This window comes from Mesorhizobium sp. M0514 (assembly GCF_040321145.1).
Classification (GTDB): Bacteria; Pseudomonadota; Alphaproteobacteria; order Rhizobiales; family Rhizobiaceae; genus Mesorhizobium.
On record NZ_JAMYQZ010000001.1, the window covers coordinates 42,332 to 57,362 of the forward strand.

At 62.6% G+C, this 15,031-nt stretch carries 14 protein-coding genes, 1 tRNA gene and 1 riboswitch; of the genes, 10 read left to right on the top strand and 5 right to left on the bottom strand.

Annotated elements, in window-relative coordinates; translation table 11 throughout:
• Positions 1–104 precede the first annotated feature (104 nt).
• Positions 105–455 (top strand): DUF952 domain-containing protein, encoded by a 351-nt coding sequence (locus NKI61_RS00205; RefSeq protein ID WP_352838632.1) that lies wholly within the window; start codon positions 105–107, stop codon positions 453–455.
• Complete coding sequence (locus NKI61_RS00210; protein ID WP_352838633.1) at positions 452–1,522, top strand: quinone-dependent dihydroorotate dehydrogenase; 1,071 nt, start codon at positions 452–454, stop codon at positions 1,520–1,522. The genes NKI61_RS00205 and NKI61_RS00210 overlap by 4 nt, the downstream gene beginning before the upstream one ends.
• On the opposite strand, the gene NKI61_RS00215 is transcribed toward NKI61_RS00210, so the two are convergent.
• Positions 1,519–2,856: an MATE family efflux transporter gene (locus NKI61_RS00215; protein WP_352838662.1), complete on the bottom strand. Its 1,338-nt coding sequence runs from the start codon at positions 2,854–2,856 to the stop codon at positions 1,519–1,521. The genes NKI61_RS00210 and NKI61_RS00215 overlap by 4 nt on opposite strands.
• 217 nt (positions 2,857–3,073) lie before the next feature.
• Here NKI61_RS00215 and NKI61_RS00220 point away from each other — a divergent pair, with 217 nt between their 5' ends.
• The gene (locus NKI61_RS00220) at positions 3,074–3,976 is read left to right on the top strand and encodes a histone deacetylase family protein (protein WP_352838634.1); all 903 of its coding nucleotides are present in this window, start codon (positions 3,074–3,076) and stop codon (positions 3,974–3,976) included.
• 67 nt (positions 3,977–4,043) lie between these two features.
• Here NKI61_RS00220 and NKI61_RS00225 read toward each other — a convergent pair whose 3' ends face one another.
• Positions 4,044–4,307: a DUF6460 domain-containing protein gene (locus tag NKI61_RS00225; RefSeq protein WP_023681941.1), complete on the bottom strand. Its 264-nt coding sequence runs from the start codon at positions 4,305–4,307 to the stop codon at positions 4,044–4,046.
• A 180-nt stretch (positions 4,308–4,487) separates the two neighbouring features.
• Here NKI61_RS00225 and NKI61_RS00230 point away from each other — a divergent pair.
• Positions 4,488–4,561, top strand: a tRNA-Gly gene (locus NKI61_RS00230).
• A 4-nt stretch (positions 4,562–4,565) separates the two neighbouring features.
• On the opposite strand, the gene NKI61_RS00235 is transcribed toward NKI61_RS00230, so the two are convergent.
• Complete coding sequence (locus NKI61_RS00235) at positions 4,566–5,573, bottom strand: LysR family transcriptional regulator (protein WP_023681942.1); 1,008 nt, start codon at positions 5,571–5,573, stop codon at positions 4,566–4,568.
• A 294-nt stretch (positions 5,574–5,867) separates the two neighbouring features.
• On the opposite strand from NKI61_RS00235, the gene chvE reads away from it, so the two are divergent.
• From chvE to NKI61_RS00260, 5 genes are all read left to right on the top strand, one after another.
• A complete protein-coding gene (chvE, locus tag NKI61_RS00240) occupies positions 5,868–6,938 on the top strand; it encodes a multiple monosaccharide ABC transporter substrate-binding protein (RefSeq protein ID WP_023681943.1) in 1,071 nt (356 codons plus the stop codon).
• A 152-nt stretch (positions 6,939–7,090) separates the two neighbouring features.
• Positions 7,091–8,623 carry a multiple monosaccharide ABC transporter ATP-binding protein gene (mmsA, locus tag NKI61_RS00245; protein WP_031203726.1) on the top strand — a complete coding sequence of 511 codons (1,533 nt, stop codon included), beginning with the start codon at positions 7,091–7,093 and terminating at the stop codon, positions 8,621–8,623.
• On the top strand, positions 8,620–9,906 hold the full coding sequence (mmsB, locus tag NKI61_RS00250) for a multiple monosaccharide ABC transporter permease (RefSeq protein WP_023669637.1): 1,287 nt from the start codon (positions 8,620–8,622) through the stop codon (positions 9,904–9,906). The genes mmsA and mmsB overlap by 4 nt, the downstream gene beginning before the upstream one ends.
• A 202-nt stretch (positions 9,907–10,108) precedes the next feature.
• Entirely contained in the window at positions 10,109–11,104 is a 996-nt protein-coding gene (gene araD1, locus NKI61_RS00255; protein ID WP_023699520.1) for an AraD1 family protein, read from the top strand.
• A gap of 27 nt (positions 11,105–11,131) precedes the next feature.
• Positions 11,132–11,605 (top strand): hypothetical protein, encoded by a 474-nt coding sequence (locus NKI61_RS00260; protein ID WP_352838635.1) that lies wholly within the window; start codon positions 11,132–11,134, stop codon positions 11,603–11,605.
• Here the strand turns inward: NKI61_RS00260 and NKI61_RS00265 are convergent.
• Together NKI61_RS00265 and NKI61_RS00270 are read right to left on the bottom strand one after the other, a co-directional pair.
• On the bottom strand, positions 11,599–12,369 hold the full coding sequence (locus NKI61_RS00265) for an ABC transporter substrate-binding protein (RefSeq protein ID WP_023688688.1): 771 nt from the start codon (positions 12,367–12,369) through the stop codon (positions 11,599–11,601). The two genes, NKI61_RS00260 and NKI61_RS00265, sit on opposite strands and share 7 nt — an antisense overlap.
• 101 nt (positions 12,370–12,470) lie before the next feature.
• On the bottom strand, positions 12,471–13,565 hold the full coding sequence (locus NKI61_RS00270) for a 2'-deoxycytidine 5'-triphosphate deaminase (protein ID WP_352838636.1): 1,095 nt from the start codon (positions 13,563–13,565) through the stop codon (positions 12,471–12,473).
• Between the two features lie 140 nt (positions 13,566–13,705).
• A riboswitch (SAM riboswitch) is annotated at positions 13,706–13,783 on the top strand.
• 57 nt (positions 13,784–13,840) lie between these two features.
• Between NKI61_RS00270 and NKI61_RS00275 the strand changes: the two genes are divergently transcribed.
• On the top strand, positions 13,841–15,031 hold the full coding sequence (locus tag NKI61_RS00275; protein WP_023669633.1) for an O-succinylhomoserine sulfhydrylase: 1,191 nt from the start codon (positions 13,841–13,843) through the stop codon (positions 15,029–15,031).

Consider the following 15,031-nt stretch of genomic DNA (forward strand, 5'->3'; position numbering starts at 1 on the left):
TTCCATCCTCCACGAGCCAGTATGCGCAACCTATCACAGCTTTGCGCCGTAAATGCGGACGAGTTGCCCTTCCCCGCATGATCGGTTCGGATTATAGCGCAACCATGTCTCAGATTATCTACAAGATCGCGCCCGAAGCGCTTTGGCGCGAGGCCGAGAAAAACGGCCGTTTCATCGGCGCTCCGATCGATATCGCCGACGGCTTCATCCATTTCTCCACCGCTGATCAGGTCAGGGAGACGGCGGCGAAGCATTTCGCCGGCCAGATGGATTTGCTGCTGATCGCCATCGACGGGGCGCTGCTCGGTGACGCGCTGAAATACGAGGTCTCGCGGGGCGGCGCGCTGTTCCCGCATCTCTATGGCGTGCTCGATATGAGCGCCGTGCTGTGGGTGCGGCCACTGCCGCTCGGGGCCGACGGCGCCCATCAATTCCCGGCGCTGGAGGCCGAATGATCGTGTTCGATCGCATCGGCCAGAAACTGCTGTTCACCTTCGATCCGGAAACGGCGCATGGCATGTCGATCGCGGCGCTGCGATGCGGTCTGCCGGTCGGCGCGCGGACGGTGCGCGACGACAGGTTGAAGCTCAGCCTCTGTGGCATCGCCTTCCCCAATCCGCTCGGCATGGCCGCAGGCTACGACAAGAACGCCGAGGTGCCCGACGCGCTGCTTGGCCTCGGCTTCGGCTTTGCCGAAGTCGGCACCGTGACGCCGCTGCCGCAGGCCGGCAATCCGAAGCCGCGCATTTTCCGGCTGAATGAGGATGATGCGGTGATCAACCGCCTGGGCTTCAACAATGAGGGCCACGAGGCGGCGGAAAAACGCCTTGCCGCGCGCCAGGGACGCGGCGGCATTGTCGGCGTCAACATCGGCGCCAACAAGGACAGCGCCGATCGTGTCCGTGACTATGAGTTGGGCGTTTCCCGTTTTGCGAAATACGCCAGCTATCTCACCGTCAACATCTCGTCGCCCAACACGCCCGGCCTGCGCACCATGCAGGCGCGCGAACAGCTCGGCGAACTGTTGTCTCGGGTCATGGCGGTGCGTGCAGCAGCTTCGGCGCAGCCGCCCCTCTTCCTCAAGATCGCGCCCGATCTGGTCGAGGCCGAGCTTGAAGACATCGCCGCCGAAGTCAGCGAGAAGCAGATTGACGGCGTCATCGTCTCCAACACGACGCTGGCGCGAACCGGATTGCGTAGCGCCACCAGCGAGACCGGCGGGCTCTCCGGCAAACCGCTGTTCGAGCGTTCGACCATCGTGCTGGCCAAGATGCGCAAATTGCTCGGGCCGGAGCGCGCCATTATCGGCGTCGGCGGCGTCGATTCGGCCGAGAACGCGCTGGAGAAAATCCGCGCCGGCGCCGATCTCGTCCAGCTCTACACCGGCATGATCTATGCCGGGCCGGCGCTGCCGGGGCGCATCCTTGCCGGGATGGTGCGATTTGCCGACAAGGAGCGGCTGAAATCATTGCGCGAACTGCGCGACAGCCGGCTCGATCAGTGGGCTGCCAGGCCGCTCTAAAACGCCGTGCGCAACCGGAGCCGCAGGATGGCCAGCAGGCTGAAGCCGCGCACCAGCAGGAAAACGTGCAGCGCCGCCCACAGGCCGTGATTGCCGAGAGACGGCGCCAAGCTGAACAATGCGGCGCTGAAGGCCAGGAACGACACCAGCATCATGTTGCGCATGTCGCGCGACCACGTGGCGCCGATGAAGACGCCGTCCATCTGGAAGGCCAGCACGCCGCTCAACGGTGTCAGTGCCGCCCACGGCAGGTAGATGTCGGCAGCAGCACGAACGTCCTGCGACGTGGTGATCAAAGAAATCAGGCCGGCGCCGCCGAGCCAGAAGATCAGCGTCGCGGTTCCGGCGAGGCCGAACCCCCAGAACAAGGTCAGACGCACCGCCCGGCGGAACGCCGTCTCGGCGCGTGCGCCGATCGCGCGTCCCGCCAACTGCTCGGCGGCTGTGGCAAAACCGTCGAGGAAATAGCCGGCGACGAGAAAGAAGTTCATCAGCACGGCATTGGCGGCCAGCGTCAGCGTGCCGAACTGCGCGCCCTGGCGGGTGAACAGCGCGAAAGCGGCGAGCAGCGAGAACGAGCGGATCATGATATCGCGGTTGAGCGACAGCATGCGCAGGAAAGCGGGCATGTCGAGCAGGCGATGCCGCGGCAGGCGGGGTGCGGCCCGGAACCGCCAGACAACGATGGCGAGACCCAGCAGCATGGCCAGACATTCGCCGGTGACGGTCGCCCAGGCCACGCCGGCGACGCCCCAGCCAAGCTTCAGGCCGAGCAGGATGCAAAGCACGATGTTGATGCCGTTGAGCACCGCCTGCAGCATCAGCCCAAGCCCGCCCTCGCCGCGTCCAAGGACATAGCCGAGGATGGCGTAGTTGATCAGCGTGAAGGGGGCGGCGAGCATTCTGATGTGGATATAGACGCCCATCGCCTCGCCGACGCGCGCTTCGCCGCCGATGAATTTCTGGCCGGCGATGGCGATCAGCGGCGCAAGGACGACAAGCACGATGCCGGCGGCGACCGCGATCAGCACGGCGCGCCAGAACACCGCCTGCTCCTCGGTTTCGTCGCCGCGCCCAAACGCCTGGGCGACCAGGCCGGTGGTGCCGGAGCGCAGGAAATTGAAGGTGCTGAAGACGACGTCGAAGACCAGGGCCCCGGCCGCCAGGCCGCCGAGCAGGGCGGCATCGCCGAACTGCCCGACCACCGCCGTGTCGACGATGCCGAGCAGCGGCGTCGTCAGATAGGCGAGCGTCATCGGCACGGCGATGGCGAGCACCGAAAGGTTGGTGACGGCGAAGGGTCTCGCGTCGGCTGGGGTTGCACCCGTGTCCAGGGGATTGCTGCCTTGCTGGTTGCGGCTTGATCGAACAGCCGATGTGCCCCATTTTCCCGCCACCGCGCAATCACTCTTGCCGTGACGGCCAACCGAAATGTTCTTCTGGCGCGAGCCCGCCGGATCCCAGTACTGGTTTTAAGCAATTCCCAAAGGGAAGCGCTACGCGCTTCTCCCGGGAAAACCGCTGCACACTTTTCCTGGAATTGCTTTAGCCATGCCCCTGCAGATCGTCCATCATCCCGACTACGATGCCGGCTTCGCCGTCAATCATCGCTTTCCGATGAGCAAATATCCGCTGCTGATGCAGGCCTTGCATATCAGGGGTCTGATCCATGCCGGGGCGCTGTCGATGCCCGAGCCGGCGCCGGCCTCCTGGCTGAAGCTCGCCCATGCGGCTGATTATGTCGACCAGGTCATCGCTTGTTCGGTGCCTGAGAAGATCGAGCGCGAGATCGGCTTTCCCGTGGGTCCGCGCGTTTCGCTCAGGGCGCAACTCGCCGCCGGTGGTACGGTGCTGGCCGCACGGCTGGCGCTTATCAACGGCATTGCCTGTAACACTGCCGGCGGCAGCCACCATGCGCGGCGTGCGCAAGGCGCGGGCTTCTGCACCTTCAACGATGTTGCCGTCGCTTCGCTGGTGCTGCTAGCCGAAGACGCGGTGAAAAACATCCTGATCGTCGATCTCGATGTGCATCAGGGCGACGGCACCGCGGACATCCTGAAAGACGAGCCACGCGCGTTCACCTTTTCCATGCATGGCGAGCGCAATTATCCGGTGCGCAAGATTGCCTCCGATCTCGACGTTGCCCTGCCGGACGGCACCGGCAATGGCGCCTATCTCGAACGGCTGGGTGTCCTCCTGCCGGAGCTCTCGGCCAAGGCGCACTGGGACATCGTCTTCTACAATGCCGGTGTCGACGTGCATGCCGAGGACCGGCTCGGCCGGCTGTCGCTCAGCGATGACGGCGTGCGTGCCCGCGACGCCATGGTGATCGGTCATTTCCGCGCGCTGGGCATCCCGGTCTGCGGTGTCATCGGCGGCGGCTATTCGACCGATGTCGCAGCGCTCGCCGCGCGCCACGCCATCCTGTTCGAGGTGGCGTCGGACTTTGCCTAAGTGGCCTTTGGTTTGAGCATGATCTTTTCCGAAAACCGGTTGCCACTTTTCGGGATCATGCTCCGCTTCACTTGCGGTAGTTCGCGACCCTGAGCAGGATGAACACCGGCACGACGATCGCGGCGCCGAGCAGGATATAGCCCAAGAAGCGATAGACCGCGTTGAAGCCGAGGTTCCAAAGATCGATGAAGAAACCCTGGATGCGGTAGAAGACGTCCATCGGCGTCCAGCCGAACGCATTCATGACCAGGCCGACCAGGAACGAAACGACCAGCAGCTTGACGATCACCCTGACGGGCGAGTCACCGAGAAAGCGCGTCACTGTGGACAAGGGGCCTGCCTCCAGATTGGTGTGCCCGGATTCGGGATACAAACCCACGAATACGCACTTGCTGCGCCCGCATCAAGGCGGGCGGACGGCGCAATCGGTCGGGTTTCCAACAGCCGTTTCCGAACAGCTGTCCAAGGGCGATTGCCCGAAGCACGCCCATCATGATATCGAGAGGCCGACGCGGGTATGATGTAATGGTAGCTTGTCAGCTTCCCAAGCTGAACGCGAGGGTTCGATTCCCTCTACCCGCTCCAGTTCCTATCCCACTTCCCGCAAGATAAAATCGTGCAGCATCTTGGCTGCCGGCGACAGCACGCGGTTCTTCACCGTGATCAGGCTGTAGGGGCGGACCTCGATGTCGAACTCGGTCTGGACGACATCGATGGCGCCGGCGAGACCGTCGGGGTTCTGGATGAATTTTGCCACTTGGATCGACACCGGGGCGATGGCGTCGGACTGCGCCACCATGACCAGTGTGAGCAGCAGCGACGAGGTGTTGAGGATGCGGTCCGGCAGGGCGATGTTGCGGTTCAGGAAATTGCTCTCCATCGCCTGGCGCAGCGGCGACCCGCCCGACTGGAACACCCAGTCAAAGGCGGCGGTGTCCTCCAGCCTCACCGCCTTCCCATTGTTTAGAGGATGGCCGTTGCTCAGCGGGTGGCCTCGGCGCACGATCAGGCAGGCCTTCTCGACGCCGATGACGCGCGATTCGAACAGGCGCGGATTGAGGTCTTCGGGGACACGGGCGATGATGAAATCATGGCGCGTGGCGATCAGTTCGCGCGCCAGCACATTCGACGTCTCGACCTGCATGGTAATCTCGATGCGCGGATAAAGGCGGCGTATCTCGCGGATCGCCGGGACCGCCAGTTCGATCGCCGGCGCCGTCACCGCGCCAAGGAACACCGAGCCGCCCTTGCCGGCCTTGAGCTCCGATATTTCGCGGTCGGCCTCGCGCATTTCGAGCAGGATCGAGCGCGCGCGCCGCGCCAGCGCCTTGCCGTAAGGGGTGAGCGTGATGCCGCGCGGCAGCCTTTCGCACAGCTTGACCTCAAGCACCGCTTCCATCTCGGAAATCATGCGCGAGGCCGCCGGCTGCGAGATGTTCATCACCTGGGCGGCCGCGCTCACCCGACCGTGATCGTCCAGCGCTGCGATCATGCGCATGTGACGCAGGCTCAAGCCACTGCGCAGAAGTGTCTCGCCATCGCCCGGCAATTCATCGTAACCGCTTGAAATTCCCTGAGGACCTCGTAAAGCCGCCATGCCTTTTCCCGCTTCCGCCACTGTTCCAGCCCGGTCTAGTCATATACCGGTTTTGGTATAGCAACCACCGAAGATCGCATTTGACAGTTATGGCAAAGGGTCACACTTTCGCGCGTCCTCAAGACTTGACGGTCGATGACGAGCAAAATCGTATCGATTTAAATCAAGACTGAGGGCCGATTGGGAGGATACCGGAGATCGATTATGACGGCGGCGGCGCTTTGGCGCATCCGCCCGACTGCGCGGCCCGCGAAGCCCCGAGGTGTCGCGTCCATCAACCAGGGAGAGTTTTACGTGAAAATCATCAAGACACTGGCCGCCGTCGCGGCCCTTGGCATCGCTGCCATGACCTACTCGGCGCACGCAGCCGACAAGGGTCTTGTCGGCGTGCTGATGCCGACCAAGACCTCGCAGCGCTGGATCAATGACGGCGATGCCGTCAAGTCCCAGCTCGAAGCTCTCGGCTACACGGTCGACCTGCAGTACGCGCAGGACGACATCCCCAACCAGCTCAGCCAGCTGGAAAACGAAATCACCAAAGGCCCGAAGGCGCTGATCATCGCTTCGATCGACGGCACCACCCTTTCGGACGCGCTGCAGAAGGCCGCCGACGCCGGCGTCGTCGTCGTCGCCTATGACCGCCTGATCAAGAAGACCGCCAATGTCGATTACTACACCACCTTCGACAATTTCGGCGTCGGCGTGATCCAGGCGAACTCGCTGGTCAAGGGTCTCAAGGAGCGCTTCCCGAACACCAAGCCGTGGAACGTCGAACTGTTCGGCGGCTCGCCGGACGACAACAACGCATTCTTCTTCTACAACGGCGCAATCTCGGTGCTGCAGCCGCTGATCGATGACGGCTCGATCAAGATCAAGTCCGGTCAGACCGGCATGGACAAGGTCGGCACGCTGCGCTGGCTCGCCGCGACCGCCCAGGCGCGCATGGACAACCTGCTGTCGGCCAACTACTCGGACGGCAGCCGCGTCGATGGCGTTCTTTCGCCCTATGACGGCCTGTCGCGCGGCATCACCGCTTCGCTGCGCGCCGTCGGTTACGGTACCGACGCCCAGCCGTGGCCGATCGTGACCGGCCAGGACGCCGAGACCGCTTCGGTCAAGCTGATCATCACGGGCGAGCAATACTCGACCGTGTTCAAGGACACCCGCGAACTGGCCAAGGCCACCGTCGAACTCGTCGACAAGGTGCTCTCGGGCGGCAAGCCGGACGGCCTCGATGAAAAGACCTACAACAACGACGTCAAGGTCGTCCCCTCGATCCTTTTGACGCCGCATGAGGTCGACAAGTCGAACTACCAGGCACTGGTCGTCGACTCCGGCTACATCAAGGCCGACGAACTGAAGTAATCCGTTTATAAAGACAGGGGTCCTGCGCGACGCAGGACCCCTTTCCGTTCACAAGCGACCCCGGTATTGTTTCTACCGGACTTTGTTTCCGTGCATGTCGTTGTCTCAAACCGCAAGCACTTTTGAGCGACATGCAACAGGAGGAGCTTGCCCTGATGACGACGATTTTGGAGATGCGCGACATCACCAAGACGTTCCCCGGCGTGAAGGCGCTGTCGAACGTCAACCTCAGCGTCGAGGAAGGCGAGATCCACGCCGTGGTTGGCGAGAACGGCGCCGGCAAGTCGACGCTGATGAAGGTTCTGTCGGGCGTCTATCCCGCCGGCACATATGACGGCCAGATCATTTTTCAGGGTCAGGAATGCCAGTTCAAAGGTATCCATGACAGCGAACACAAGGGCATCGTCATCATCCACCAGGAGCTAGCGCTGGTGCCGATGCTGTCGATCACCGAGAATATCTTCCTCGGCAACGAAAACGCCCGATATGGCGTCATCGACTGGGATGCCAACGAGGCGCGCACCGCTGCCTTGTTGAAGAAGGTGGGCCTCAAGGAGGACCCCAAGACACTGATCACCAATATCGGCGTCGGCAAGCAGCAGTTGGTCGAGATCGCCAAGGCGCTGAGCAAGGACGTCAAGCTTTTGATCCTCGATGAGCCGACCGCGTCGCTCAGCGAGAAAGACAGCCAGGCGCTGCTCGATCTTCTGCTCGAATTCAAGCGACAAGGCATGACCTCGATCCTGATCTCGCACAAGCTCAACGAGATCAACCGGGTCGCCGACAAGGTAACCGTCATCCGTGACGGGCGCACCATCGAGACGCTGGCCAAGAAGGATATCTCCGAAGACCGCATCATCACCTCGATGGTCGGCCGTTCGCTCGACGACCGCTATCCGCCGCGCGAGCCCAAGATCGGCGAAGTCGTGTTCGAGGTGAAAAACTGGTCGGTCTATCACCCGCTCCATGCCGAGCGGCAGGTGATCAAGGGCATCGACCTCAATGTGCGCAAGGGCGAGGTGGTCGGCATCGCCGGGCTGATGGGCGCCGGCCGCACCGAATTCGCCATGAGCCTGTTCGGCCGCTCCTATGGCCGCCGCATCACCGGCGAAGTGCTGCTCAAGGGCAAGCCGGTCGATGTCTCCTCGGTAAGCAAGGCGGTCCAACACGGCATCGCCTATGTCACCGAGGACCGCAAGACCTACGGCCTCAACCTCATCGACCATATCAAGCATAACATTACGCTGGCCAATCTCGACGGCGTGTCGCGCCACAGCGTGATCGACGACATGCGCGAACTTGCGGTCGCCAACGACTATCGCAAGAAGACCAATATCCGTGCGTCAAGCGTCTATCAGATGACCGGCAATCTTTCCGGCGGCAACCAGCAGAAGGTGGTGCTGTCGAAATGGCTGTTTGCCGATCCTGACGTGCTGATCCTCGACGAGCCGACACGCGGCATCGATGTCGGCGCCAAGTATGAAATCTACACGATCATCGCGCGCCTTGCCTCGGAGGGTAAGGCGATCGTGGTCATCTCGTCGGAAATGCCGGAATTGCTGGGGATTACCGACCGCATCTACGTCATGAACGAAGGGCGCATGGTGGGCGAAATGCCGGCGGCGGAAGCAAGCCAGGAAAAGATAATGCGCGCCATCGTCCGGGGAGAAGGAAAAGCAGCATGAGCACCGAAAGCGCCCCCGCCCCGCAGGGCAACGTCGCCGACGAACAGCGCCCGCGCATCGCCGTCTCGGCGCTGGCGACGAATTTACGCGAATACGGACTGATCATAGCCCTGATCGTCATCATGCTGTTCTTCCAGTTCACCACGTCGGGGACGTTGTTCAAGCCGGTCAACCTCAGCAATCTGGTGCAGCAGAACTCCTTCATCATCGTGATGGCGCTGGGCATGCTGCTGGTGATCGTATCGGGCTATATCGACCTCAGCGTCGGATCGGTCGCCGGTTTCATTGGCGCGCTGGCGGCAAACATGATGGTCATCTGGCAACTCGGACCGCTGAGCAATCCCCTGGTGGTTTCGATCGTCTGCCTGGTCGCGGGTGGCCTGATCGGCGCCGCGCAAGGGTATTGGATCGCCTATCACCGGATACCGAGCTTCATTGTCACGCTGGCCGGAATGCTGATCTTCCGCGGCATTTGCCAGGCGTTGCTTGGCGGCGGCTCGTCGGTGGGTCCGCTTCCCGACGACTTCAAGATGCTCAGTTCCGGCTTCATCCCGGATGTGATCGGCCCACTGACGCTCGTCCCGCCGGTCGTGAACGCAGCCGGCAAGACCATCATGGGCAGCGGCGTGACCCTGCACATGACGACGGTCGTGCTGGGGCTGATCGCCGTGCTCGCCTATGCCTATTTCGGGGTCCGCACCCGGCGCAAACGAGAACGCCATGGTTATGAGGCCGAGCCCTTCACCCTGTTCGTCGTCAAGACGCTGGTCGCCAGCGCGCTGGCGCTGTTCCTGGTCTATGAGTTTGCCAGCTACCGCGGCCTGCCCGTGGTGCTGCTGGTCATGGGCGTGCTGATCACGCTGTTCGTCTTCGTCACCAAGCGCATGACCATCGGGAGGCGCATCTACGCCATGGGCGGCAATCCCAAGGCGGCGCAGCTGTCGGGCATCAACACCGAGCGGCTGACGCTGATGGTGTTCATCAATATGGGCGTGCTGTCGGCGCTTGGCGGCCTGATCATCGCGGCTCGTCTCGGCCAGGCGGTGCCGGCGGCGGGTCTCGGCTCGGAGCTCGATGTCATCGCCGCAGTGTTCATCGGCGGCGCCTCGGCGATGGGCGGCGTCGGCCAGGTTATCGGGGCGGTCGTCGGCGGCTTCATCATGGGCGTGATGAACAACGGCATGTCGATCATGGGCGTCAATGTCGACTGGCAGCAGGTGGTCAAAGGCCTGGTGCTGCTCGGCGCCGTGATCTTCGACGTCTACAACAAGAACAAGGCCTGACAAGCTTCAGGCGAGGCAAGCAGGAGGCATACGATCGCGGCGCAGCCGGCAAATTGTCGGCATAAGAAGTCCCCCGAGGGATCAAGCTCGCGAGCGCAATCCGGACGAAGAGTTCAACCCGTGGCGCGGCTAGGTCCGAGCCGCGCAGGTCAAGGTTTGCCAAGAGGCATCCAAGGCCAAGCACATGAGAGAGGATTTCATCATGCTAATCTCCCAGATCCTCGACGACGCCGAGACCATCCGCGTCGTCGCCCGCAATGGCGGCGGCAAGACCAGGATCATCAACGGCGCCCGCAGCGTCTATTCGCTGGCCCTGGAAGCCGCGCGCACCGGAACGGGCCTCGCCGCGCTGATCGAACGCAAGGGGTTCGGTGAAGCGATAGACCTCGACGCCATCTACAAGAAGGGCCGGCTGGAGTCGCCGATCAATCATCCCGATCCTGCGCATCTGCATCTGACCGGCACCGGCCTGACCCATCTCGGCTCGGCGGCGACACGCGATTCCATGCACAAGAAGCTCAGCGATGGCGGCGAGGAGCAGCTTACCGATTCCATGAAGATGTTCCGCATGGGGCTCGAAGGCGGCAAGCCGGCCAAGGGCCAGACCGGCGTGCAGCCGGAATGGTTCTACAAGGGCAACGGCACCATGGCGGTGGCGCCGGGCGCCGCACTGATGTCGCCGGCCTTTGCGCAGGACGCCGGCGAGGAGCCGGAAATCGCCGGCATCTATGTCATCGGCGACGACGGCGCGCCGTTCCGCGTCGGCTTCACGCTGTCGAACGAGTTTTCCGATCATGTTACCGAGCGGGTGAACTATCTGTTCCTGGCCCATTCCAAACTGCGCAACGCCTCGTTCGGGCCGGAAATCCTGATCGGCGACCTGCCGGCCGACGTCAGGGGCTCATCGCGAATCTATCGCGACAGCAATTTGCTGTGGGAAAAGCCGTTCCTGTCGGGCGAAGCGAACATGTCGCACACAATCGCCAATCTCGAACATCATCACTTCAAATATTCGGCCTTCCGCCAGCCGGGCGACGTGCATGTGCACATGTTCGGCACGGCGACGCTGTCCTTTGCCGACGGCATCAAGACTCAGGCCGGCGACGTTTTCGAGATCGAGGCCGCGGATTTCGGCCTGCCGCTGCGCAACCCGCTGGAGATTGAGCAGCCGGTTAAGGTGGCGGTGAAGGCGCTTTGAGGCAGCATCACAATTTGGGAGCCGGAAATGAACGGAATGCGGCTTGTCATTGTGTTCACGGGCGTGGCCCTGTTCCTGACCCAACCGTCGGTGGCCTTTAGCGCCGGCCAGTGCAGCCCGAAGTCCTATCGTGAAGCCCGTTTGGCGATGACGAGCCGTCTTCTAGCAACCGGCTATTCGAAAGCCCAGGTGAGCTTTCTGATGCGCAACACGGATCACATGACATCAGCGCTTCGCAGCGACAGGCTGAACAACAATGGCAAGGTCTGCGGCATCGACTCCGCCAAGGCCCATGTCCTCGGTTGCCTCGACAAGCAGTTGTTCCCCTTGAAGCGCGGCTCAAACGCTTCGCTCGACGAGGTCAAACTGACCGAAGGCTTTTTGGGGCAGGAAACGTTTGGCCGCACGCGAACTGCTGTTTATCGGCCATTTTCATGCCTGCCTTGGCGCCGCGAAATCGTATCTCTTTCGCGGCTGACGCCGGCGGACGGGACTCAATAGATATCGAAATCGAAATACTTGGCCTGGATCTTCTTGTAAGTGCCGTCGGCGACAATGGCGTCTATCGCCGCGTTGAGCTTGTCGCGAAGTGCCGTGTCCTCCAGGCGGACAGCGATGCCGGCTTGCGTCTCGGTGCCCTTGACGTCACCGACAAGCTTGCAGCAGCCGTCGCTCGCCTTCTTCAGCCAGTCCATCAGCACGAATTTGTCGGAGATGACGGCGTCGAGACGGCCGTTCTGCAAGTCGGTGATCGCCTCTTCCTGGGTGGGGTAGAGTTTCGCCTCGGCGCCGGCCTTGCCATAGGCGTCCTGCGCATAGTCGGCCTGGGTGGTCGAGGCCTGCGCGCCCACCGTCTTGCCGGCAAGGGCTGCCGGTTCGGTGGAAGTGAGGTCGCTGTCCTTGGGCGCCACCAGCGCCAGCGGCGTCGTGTAGTATTTGTTGGTGAAGGCGACCTGTTTCTTGCGCTCCTCGGTGATGCTCATCGAGGCGATGATGGCGTCGAACTTTTTCGCCTGCAGCGCCGGGATGATGCCGTCCCAGTCCTGGGTGACGATCTCGCACTCGACCTTCATCTGCGCACACAGCGCATTGGCAATGTCGATGTCGAAGCCCTCGATCTTGCCGTCCGCGGTGATGGTGTTGAAGGGCGGATAAGCGCCCTCGGTGCCGATCTTCAATTTCTCCTGCGCCTCAGCCAGCGAGCCGGCCGATATCACCAGCATGGCAGCGCCCGCTGCCGATATGATCCATCTTGAAATCTGCATTTTGGTTCCCCTTGCGCGCCGTTCTCTTGCCGGCCACCGAAAGGCAGCCAAGCATGGTGAGGCAGCGCAGGCAAGTATTTTGCCTGACGGTGATCGAAGGTTCAGCCGGCGGGGCGGAAATGCTTGGAGAGCTTGAGGCCTTGCGCCTGGTAATTCGAGCCGAGATCGGTGCCGTAAAGCGCCTGCGGCCGCTTCAGCATGTGTTCGTAGACCAGCCGGCCGACGATCTGGCCGTGGTCGAGGATGAACGGCACTTCGTGGCTGCGCACTTCGAGCACCGCCCGGCTGCCGGTGCCGCCTGAGGCCGAATGGCCGAAGCCCGGATCGAAGAAGCCGGCATAGTGAACACGGAATTCGCCAACCAGCGGATCGAAGGGCGTCATCTCGGCGGCGTAGAGCGGCGGCACGTGCACGGCTTCGCGGCTGACCAGGATGTAGAACTCGTCCGGGTCGAGCACCAGTTCGCCGGCGCCGCTCTTATAGAGCGGCTCCCAGAAATCGACGGCATCCTGGGCGGCGCGCTTGTCGACATCGACCAAGCCGGTGTGATGCTTGCCGCGATAGCCGACCAGGCCGTTCTGGTCGCCGTCAAGATCGATCGACAGCGCAATGCCGCCGCCGGAAATGTTGGGCGGCTCGGTCGCCACCAGCATCTCGGCGCGGTGCAATTCGTTCAGTTCTGCCTCCGACAACAGCGCGTTGCCAGTGCGAAAGCGGATCTGCGACAGCCTCGATCCGGCGCGTACGACGATCGGGAAGGTGCGTGGACTGACTTCGAGATAAAGCGGCCCGTGATAGCCGGGGGCGATCTTGTCGAACTCATGGCCGCGATCGGTCATCACCCGGGTGAAGATGTCGAGCCGGCCGGTCGAGCTCTTCGGGTTGGCCGAGGCCGACACGTTTGGGGGCAGCGCCAGGCTTTCGAGCAGCGGCACGATGTAGACGCAGCCGGTTTCCAGCACCGCGCCCTCGGCGAGACTGAATTCGTGCAATTTCAGCCGGTGAAGCTTGTCGGCCACCAGATGATCGGGACCCGGCAGGAAGGAGGCGCGCACGCGAAAAGCCTTGTCGCCGAGCCTGAGATCGAGGCTCGCCGGCTGCACCTGGTCGACATCGAGCGCGCGCGGCGACTTCAGCGCGCCGGACTGAAACAGCGCGGAAATGTCCTGATCGGGAAGAATGCCTGTCTGCCGCAAAAGGCTGGCTCCGCTCCAAGGTCGGTCTCTTTGTGGCAGGTTCTTGCCGCAAAACCGCTGGATATTATTGCGGAACCTGCCTGGTACAAACCTCTTAATGAAGCCGGCAATTGACGCAAGCGCAGGTGAGGTCTAAAGGGTGGTTATCCCGTGGTGATTTGGCCGGTCGGCTTGCAGCCACGTTAAACAAGTCGCTAAAGGACCGTCGGGCCGCAAGGCCATATGGACCGGTTGCGACTTTCGCGGCCGGTTTTTTTGTGTCTGGAACAAAAGCCATGAGCACCAAGAAGCGTAACTGGAAACCTCAGACCGCACTCGTGCACGGGGGAACGCTGCGTTCCCAGTTCGGCGAGACGTCCGAAGCGATGTACCTCACCCAAGGCTATGTCTACGAGACGGCGCAGGCTGCCGAGGCCCGTTTCAAGGGCGAGGAGCCGGGCTTCATCTATTCGCGCTATGCCAACCCTACCGTCGACATGTTCGAAAAGCGCATGTGCGCGCTGGAGGGTGCCGAAGATGCGCGCGCAACGGCGTCCGGCATGGCGGCGGTGACGGCAGCGCTCCTGTGCAGCGCCAAGGCCGGCGACCATATCGTTGCGGCGCGCGCGCTGTTCGGCTCCTGCCGCTGGGTGGTGGAGACGCTGGCGCCGAAATACGGCATCGAGGCAACGCTGGTCGACGGCACCGACATCGCCAACTGGGAAAAGGCGGTGCGGCCGAACACGAAACTGTTCTTCCTGGAAAGCCCGACCAATCCGACGCTGGAAGTGGTCGACATCGCAGCGGTGGCGGCGCTCGCCACCTCGATCGGCGCCAGGCTGATCGTCGACAATGTCTTTGCCACGCCCTTGCAGCAGAAGCCCTTGCAGCTCGGCGCCCATATCGTCGTCTACTCCGCGACCAAGCACATTGACGGCCAGGGACGCTGTCTCGGCGGCATCATCCTGTCGGACAAGAAATGGATCGACGAGAATTTGCACGACTATTTCCGCCACACCGGCCCGAGCCTGTCGCCGTTCAACGCCTGGACGCTGCTCAAGGGCCTGGAGACGCTGCCGGTTCGGGTGCGCCAGCAGACGGAAAGCGCGGCCAAGATCGCGGATTTCCTGGCAGGACGGCCGGAAATCGCCCGCGTCATCTATCCCGGCCGCGCCGACCACCCGCAGGCCGACATCGTCAAGAAGCAGATGACAGGCGGATCGACGCTGATCTGCCTCGACGTCAAGGGCGGCAAGCAGGCGGCCTTCGCCTTGCAGAACGCGCTCGACATCGTGCTGATCTCCAACAATCTCGGCGACGCCAAGAGCCTGATCACCCATCCGGCGACCACCACGCACAAGAACCTCAGCGACGAAGCTCGCGCCGAGCTTGGCATCGGGCCGGGAACGCTCAGGCTGTCGGTCGGTCTTGAGGATACGGACGATCTGCTGGAGGACGTTGCGCAGGCGCTGAAGGCAGCCGGATAG